At 75.6% G+C, this 4,626-nt stretch carries 6 protein-coding genes and 1 pseudogene; 5 read left to right on the top strand and 2 right to left on the bottom strand.

Features of this window, described 5'->3' with window-relative positions; all coding sequences use genetic code 11:
* From NWP09_RS11945 to NWP09_RS11935, 3 genes are all read left to right on the top strand, one after another.
* The coding region (locus NWP09_RS11945) for an ABC transporter ATP-binding protein (RefSeq protein WP_258275724.1) at positions 1–728 on the top strand (728 nt) is incomplete at its 5' end.
* The gene (locus NWP09_RS11940) at positions 725–1,483 is read left to right on the top strand and encodes an energy-coupling factor transporter transmembrane protein EcfT (protein WP_258275723.1); all 759 of its coding nucleotides are present in this window, start codon (positions 725–727) and stop codon (positions 1,481–1,483) included. The genes NWP09_RS11945 and NWP09_RS11940, both read left to right, overlap by 4 nt.
* On the top strand, positions 1,484–1,951 hold the full coding sequence (locus tag NWP09_RS11935) for a hypothetical protein (protein ID WP_258275722.1): 468 nt from the start codon (positions 1,484–1,486) through the stop codon (positions 1,949–1,951). It begins immediately after the preceding gene.
* Positions 1,952–1,980: 29 nt separating this feature from the next.
* Here NWP09_RS11935 and NWP09_RS11930 read toward each other — a convergent pair whose 3' ends face one another.
* Positions 1,981–2,325 (bottom strand): metallopeptidase family protein, encoded by a 345-nt coding sequence (locus NWP09_RS11930; RefSeq protein ID WP_258275725.1) that lies wholly within the window; start codon positions 2,323–2,325, stop codon positions 1,981–1,983.
* Positions 2,326–2,406: 81 nt separating this feature from the next.
* On the opposite strand from NWP09_RS11930, the gene NWP09_RS11925 reads away from it, so the two are divergent.
* Together NWP09_RS11925 and NWP09_RS11920 are read left to right on the top strand one after the other, a co-directional pair.
* On the top strand, positions 2,407–3,258 hold the full coding sequence (locus tag NWP09_RS11925) for a siderophore-interacting protein (protein ID WP_258275721.1): 852 nt from the start codon (positions 2,407–2,409) through the stop codon (positions 3,256–3,258).
* A 55-nt stretch (positions 3,259–3,313) separates the two neighbouring features.
* A complete protein-coding gene (locus NWP09_RS11920) occupies positions 3,314–3,586 on the top strand; it encodes a DUF3253 domain-containing protein (protein WP_258275720.1) in 273 nt (90 codons plus the stop codon).
* Here the strand turns inward: NWP09_RS11920 and NWP09_RS11915 are convergent.
* Positions 3,573–4,626 (bottom strand): annotated as a pseudogene (locus NWP09_RS11915) (hypothetical protein); the annotation flags it as partial. The gene NWP09_RS11920 and the pseudogene NWP09_RS11915 overlap by 14 nt on opposite strands.

Raw genomic sequence — 4,626 nt, 5'->3', positions numbered from 1 at the left:
CGCGCGGCGTGTGGGTGCCCGGCCTGCCCGTCGAGGTGCCGCGCGACCGGCGCTCGCCGGGGGAGGCGCTGCTCGTCTCGGAGGCCCTCGAGTCGGGCAGGGGCGGCGAGCCGGTGCACGCGCCGGTCGATCTCGAGATCCGCGCGGGGGAGGCGCTCGTCGTCACCGGCCCCAACGGCGCCGGGAAGTCGACGCTCGCGCTCACCCTCGCCGGGCTGCTCCCTCCCGTGCGCGGCACCGTCCGCGCGACCGCCTCCCTGCGCGGCGACGTCACCGCGGAGGCGCCCATCCGCTGGCGCCCGCGGCAGCTCACGGCGCGCATCGGCACGGTGTTCCAGCAGCCCGAGCACCAGTTCGTCGCGGCGCGCGTGCACGACGAGGTCGCGGCCGGGCCGCGAGCCCTCGGACGCCCCGCGGGCGAGGTCGACGATCGCGTCGCCGAGCTGCTCGCGACGCTGCGGCTCGGCCACCTCGCCGACGCGAACCCGTTCACGCTCTCCGGCGGCGAGCAGCGGCGGCTCTCGGTCGCGACCGTGCTCGCCGCCGCGCCGCGCGTGATCGTGCTCGACGAGCCGACGTTCGGGCAGGACCGCCGCACGTGGCAGGAGCTCGTGCGGCTCGTCGCGGCGCTCGTCGACGAGCGCGGATGCGCCGTGGTCGCCGTCACGCACGATGCGGACGTCGAGCGGGTGCTGGGCGACCGCGTGCTGCGGCTGGGCGCCGCATGAGCGCGCTCGCGCGGGTCAACCCGGTCACGCCGCTCGCAGCGGCGGTGCTGTACTCCATCCCGATGCTGCTGACGATCGACGTCGTCTCCGCCGCCGTGGCCCTCGGCGCCTGGCTCGTGGTGTTCGCGGCGACGGGCATCGGGCCCCGCACCGTGGTGCGCCGAGCGTGGCCGCTGCTCGTCGCCGCGCCGCTGTCGGCGGTGAGCATGCTCCTCTACGCCGAGCCGGCCGGACGCATCCACGCCCAGATCTGGGTCGCGGTCGTGAGCGACCGATCGATCGAGCTCGCGGTGGCGATCGGCCTCCGCGTGCTCGCGATCGGCGTGCCGACCCTCGTCGGGCTCGTGGGCGTCGACCCGACCCGGCTCGCCGACGGGCTCGCGCAGGTCGCGCGGCTCCCGCACCGGTTCGTGCTCGCGGCGCTCGCGGGGACGAGGCTGTTCGGCGTGCTGGGGGAGGACTGGCGGCAGATCTCGCTCGCGCGGCGCGCGCGGGGCCTCGGCGACACCGGCGTCGTGCGCCGGTCGCTGCAGGCGGCGTTCGCGCTGCTCGTCGTCGCGCTGCGCCGCGGCGGCACCCTCGCGACCGCGATGGAGGCGCGCGGCTTCGGGGGGCCCGAGCGCACGTGGGCGCGGCCCTCGGCGCTCGGCCGACCGGATGCGGTGCTCGTCCTCGTCGTCGCGCTCGTGACCCTGCTCGCGATCGGGACGTCGATCGCGACCGGCACCTTCGCGCCGGTCTGGCAGGGTGCGTAGGTGCTCACGATCATCGACGGCCGCTCCGGCTCCGGCAAGACGGCGCTCGCGGCGCGGCTCGCGGCGGCATCGGGGGCGCGGGTCATCCACATGGACGACCTCTACGCCGGGTGGTCGGGCCTCGCGACCGGCTCCCGCCTGCTCGAGCGCGGCATCCTCGTCCCGCTCGCCGAGGGGCGGCCCGCGGTGTGGCGCCGCTGGGACTGGGCGGTCGGCGACTGGGGGAGCGAGGACCGCGCGGATCCCGGCGAGTCGCTCATCGTCGAGGGCTGCGGCGCGCTCACGCTCGTGACGCGCGCGCACGCCGACCGCGCCGTCTGGCTCGACGCGCCCGAGGCGGTGCGGCGGGCGCGCGCGCTCGAGCGTGACGGCGACGACTCGTGGTGGGCGCTGTGGCGCGAGCAGGAGGACGCGCACATCGCGGCGAACGATCCCGCGGCGCTCGCCGACGAGGTGATCCGGACGTAGGGCTGGCCCTCGCGGCGGTGGCCGCGCGGCTACGCCCAGCCCAGCTCGTGCAGCTGCTCGTCGTCGATGCCGTAGAAGTGCGCGATCTCGTGCACGATCGTCGTGCGCACCTCCGCACGCAGCTCGTCGATCGAGTCGGCGCCGTCGAGGTGCGGCAGTCGGTAGATCATGATCCGGTCGGGCAGCTCGCCGAAGCCGTACTGGCCCCGCTCGGTGATCGCGACGCCCTCGTAGATGCCGAGGAGGTCCTCCTCCGGGTGCTCGTCCTCGACGAGGAACACGACGTTGTCGAGCCCGTCGACCATCTCGCCGGGGAGCGCGTCGAGCACCTCCGTCACGAGCGCCTCGAACGCGTCGTGATCGAGCTCGAGCATCGAGACCCCTTCCTGCTGCACGCTGATCGTGAGCCTAGCGACGCCGAGCGAGCGCTCCCTCGCTGGTAGCGTCGGGCTGACATGAGCAGCCCCGCCCGACCGCAGCGCCCCAGCCGTCCCCAGCACGTGATGGAGGTCGTGCGCACCGAGCGGATCGCGCCGAGCCTCGTGCGGGTCTGGATCGGCGGCGCGGGCTTCGGCGTTTTCGTCCCGAACGCGTTCACCGACGCCTACGTGAAGCTGTGGTTCGCGAAGCCCGAGCTCGGCCTCGAGCCGCCCTACGACGTCGCCGCGCTCCGCGAGTCCCTCGCGCCCGGCGACCTGCCGGTCACCCGCACCTACACCGTGCGCCACATCGCCGAGGACTCCTTCGCGATCGACGTCGTCGTGCACGGCGACGAGGGCATCGCCGGGCCGTGGGCCGCGCGCGTGGAGCCGGGGGCGCGCGTGGTGCTCGGCGGGCCGGGCGGCGCGTTCGCGCCCGACGAGAGCGCGGCGTGGCACCTGTTCCTCGGCGACGAGTCGGCGCTGCCGGCGATCGCGCGCGGCATCGAGGCGCTTCCGCCGACCGCGCGCGGCCTCGCCGTGCTCGAGACGCGGGATGCGTCGGAGGAGATCGCGATCGACGCGCCCTCCGGCGTCGCGGTGCGGTGGGTGCACCGCGGGGACCCCTCGGCCGCGACGATCGGGCTGCTCGCCGACACCGTCGCCGCGCTCGACCTGCCCGCCGGGCGCGGTCAGGTCTTCGCGCACGGCGAGCGCGAGTCGATGAAGGCGCTGCGCGACGAGCTGTTCGCCCGGCGCGGACTCGAGCGGTCGCAGGTGTCGATCTCGGGCTACTGGGCGCTCGGTCGCACCGAGGACCGCTTCCAGGCCGAGAAGCGCGAGCCGATCGGGCAGATCCTGCCGCCGGAGCCCGCTCCCGCGCCGTGAGCGGATGCGCGAGCGGACCCTGCCCGCTCGCAGGGCCGCGCGGCATCATGAGCGCATGAGCGCATCCGACGATGCCATGGAGGCGGTGATCCTGGGCCTGCTCGCCGAGCGCCGCCCAGGCGCCACCATCTGCCCGAGCGACGCCGCGCGGCGGTTCGCCGGCGACGACGAGGAGCGCTGGCGCCCGCAGATGGACGCCGCGCGAGCGGCCGCGCGTCGGCTCGTCGCGCGTGGCGAGGTCGAGATCACCCAAGGCGGCCGCGTCGTGGACCCCGTCCACGCCCGCGGGCCCATCCGCATCCGCCGGGCGTCGCCTACTGGTACGTGATGAGCGCGGGCGTCGGCGACACCTGCGCGATCGTCTGCTCGGGCGTGAGCATCGGCAGGTCCTCGTCGTAGAAGTGCTTCCAGCCCCAGTGCAGCCCCTCGCGCGCGTCACGCAGCAGCACCGACCAGGTCTGCAGCTTCGCGCCGGGCGCGCCCTGCCCGTCGACGTGGACGACGACCTCGAGCTCGGGCCGCGAGAGGTCGACCGCCGCCCGATCCGGCAGCATGTCGAGGCGGAACTGGTGGAGCACGAGCATCTTCGGCGGCAGGCCGAGCTCGTTCGTCAGGTCGGCGAGCCACGCCACGACGCTGTTCACCTCGGACGCGCTCACCGCGCCGATCTGGCGCAGGTGCACCTCGTCGGGCTCGAGCCGCCACTCCGGATCGAGCGCGAGGCCCACGTGCGGCAGCTCGAGGAGCGACCGGTAGCGCTGCGCCTGCGTGAGGAAGTCGGTGCGGCCGGGCTGCAGGTCGAGCACGACGTAGAGCCCGGCGGCGCCGGCGGCCTCGACCCACGGCCGCAGCGACTCGGGGTCGATCTCGTTCGAGTAGTCGCCGTCGTCGCCGGGGCCGGCCGATGCGACCGAGGCGATGATCTCGAGCATCGGCACGACCGAGCGGTCGGTCAGCGCCTCGTAGGGCGCTGCGACCGCCCGGGCGCGCTCGATCGCCGCATTGACGTCCTGCTCGCCCAGCACGCCGAGCACGGGTGCGCCGGGCGTGCCGTAGAGGGCGATGTACTGGCGGTCGTCGAACAGGCGCTGGCCCCCGCCGGGCAGCTGGTGGCCGCCGCGGGCGGCGCGCACCTGCCAGTCCAGGGCGGGCTCGGCCGCGAGCGCCGCGCCGAGCGCGAGCGTGCGGCTCGCGCTCGACGCGTGCAGCGCCTCGATGACGGATGCGTGGGCGAGCGGCGAGGCGGAGTCGGCCGGCACGAGGTGCACGGGCACGCCCGCCGCCCGCGCGCTCGCGATCGCCGCGAGCTGCTCCGCGCCGTCGACGGCGAGCGCGACGGTGTCGACGAGGGCGGGCGCCCGCGTCGGG

The sequence above is a fragment of the Agrococcus sp. HG114 genome (genome assembly GCF_024723325.1).
Taxonomy (GTDB): domain Bacteria; phylum Actinomycetota; class Actinomycetes; order Actinomycetales; family Microbacteriaceae; genus Agrococcus.
Note: the sequence above shows the minus strand (reverse complement) of the source record. Positions and strands in the feature narration are given on the sequence as shown.

Excerpts from the sequence above, each read along its gene's own strand:
- NWP09_RS11940 (WP_258275723.1), top strand. The coding sequence starts at position 725 with ATGAGCGCGCTCGCGCGGGTCAACCCGGTCACGCCGCTCGCAGCGGCG.
- NWP09_RS11930 (WP_258275725.1), bottom strand. The coding sequence starts at position 2,325 with ATGCTCGAGCTCGATCACGACGCGTTCGAGGCGCTCGTGACGGAGGTG.
- NWP09_RS11925 (WP_258275721.1), top strand. The coding sequence starts at position 2,407 with ATGAGCAGCCCCGCCCGACCGCAGCGCCCCAGCCGTCCCCAGCACGTG.
- NWP09_RS11920 (WP_258275720.1), top strand. The coding sequence starts at position 3,314 with ATGAGCGCATCCGACGATGCCATGGAGGCGGTGATCCTGGGCCTGCTC.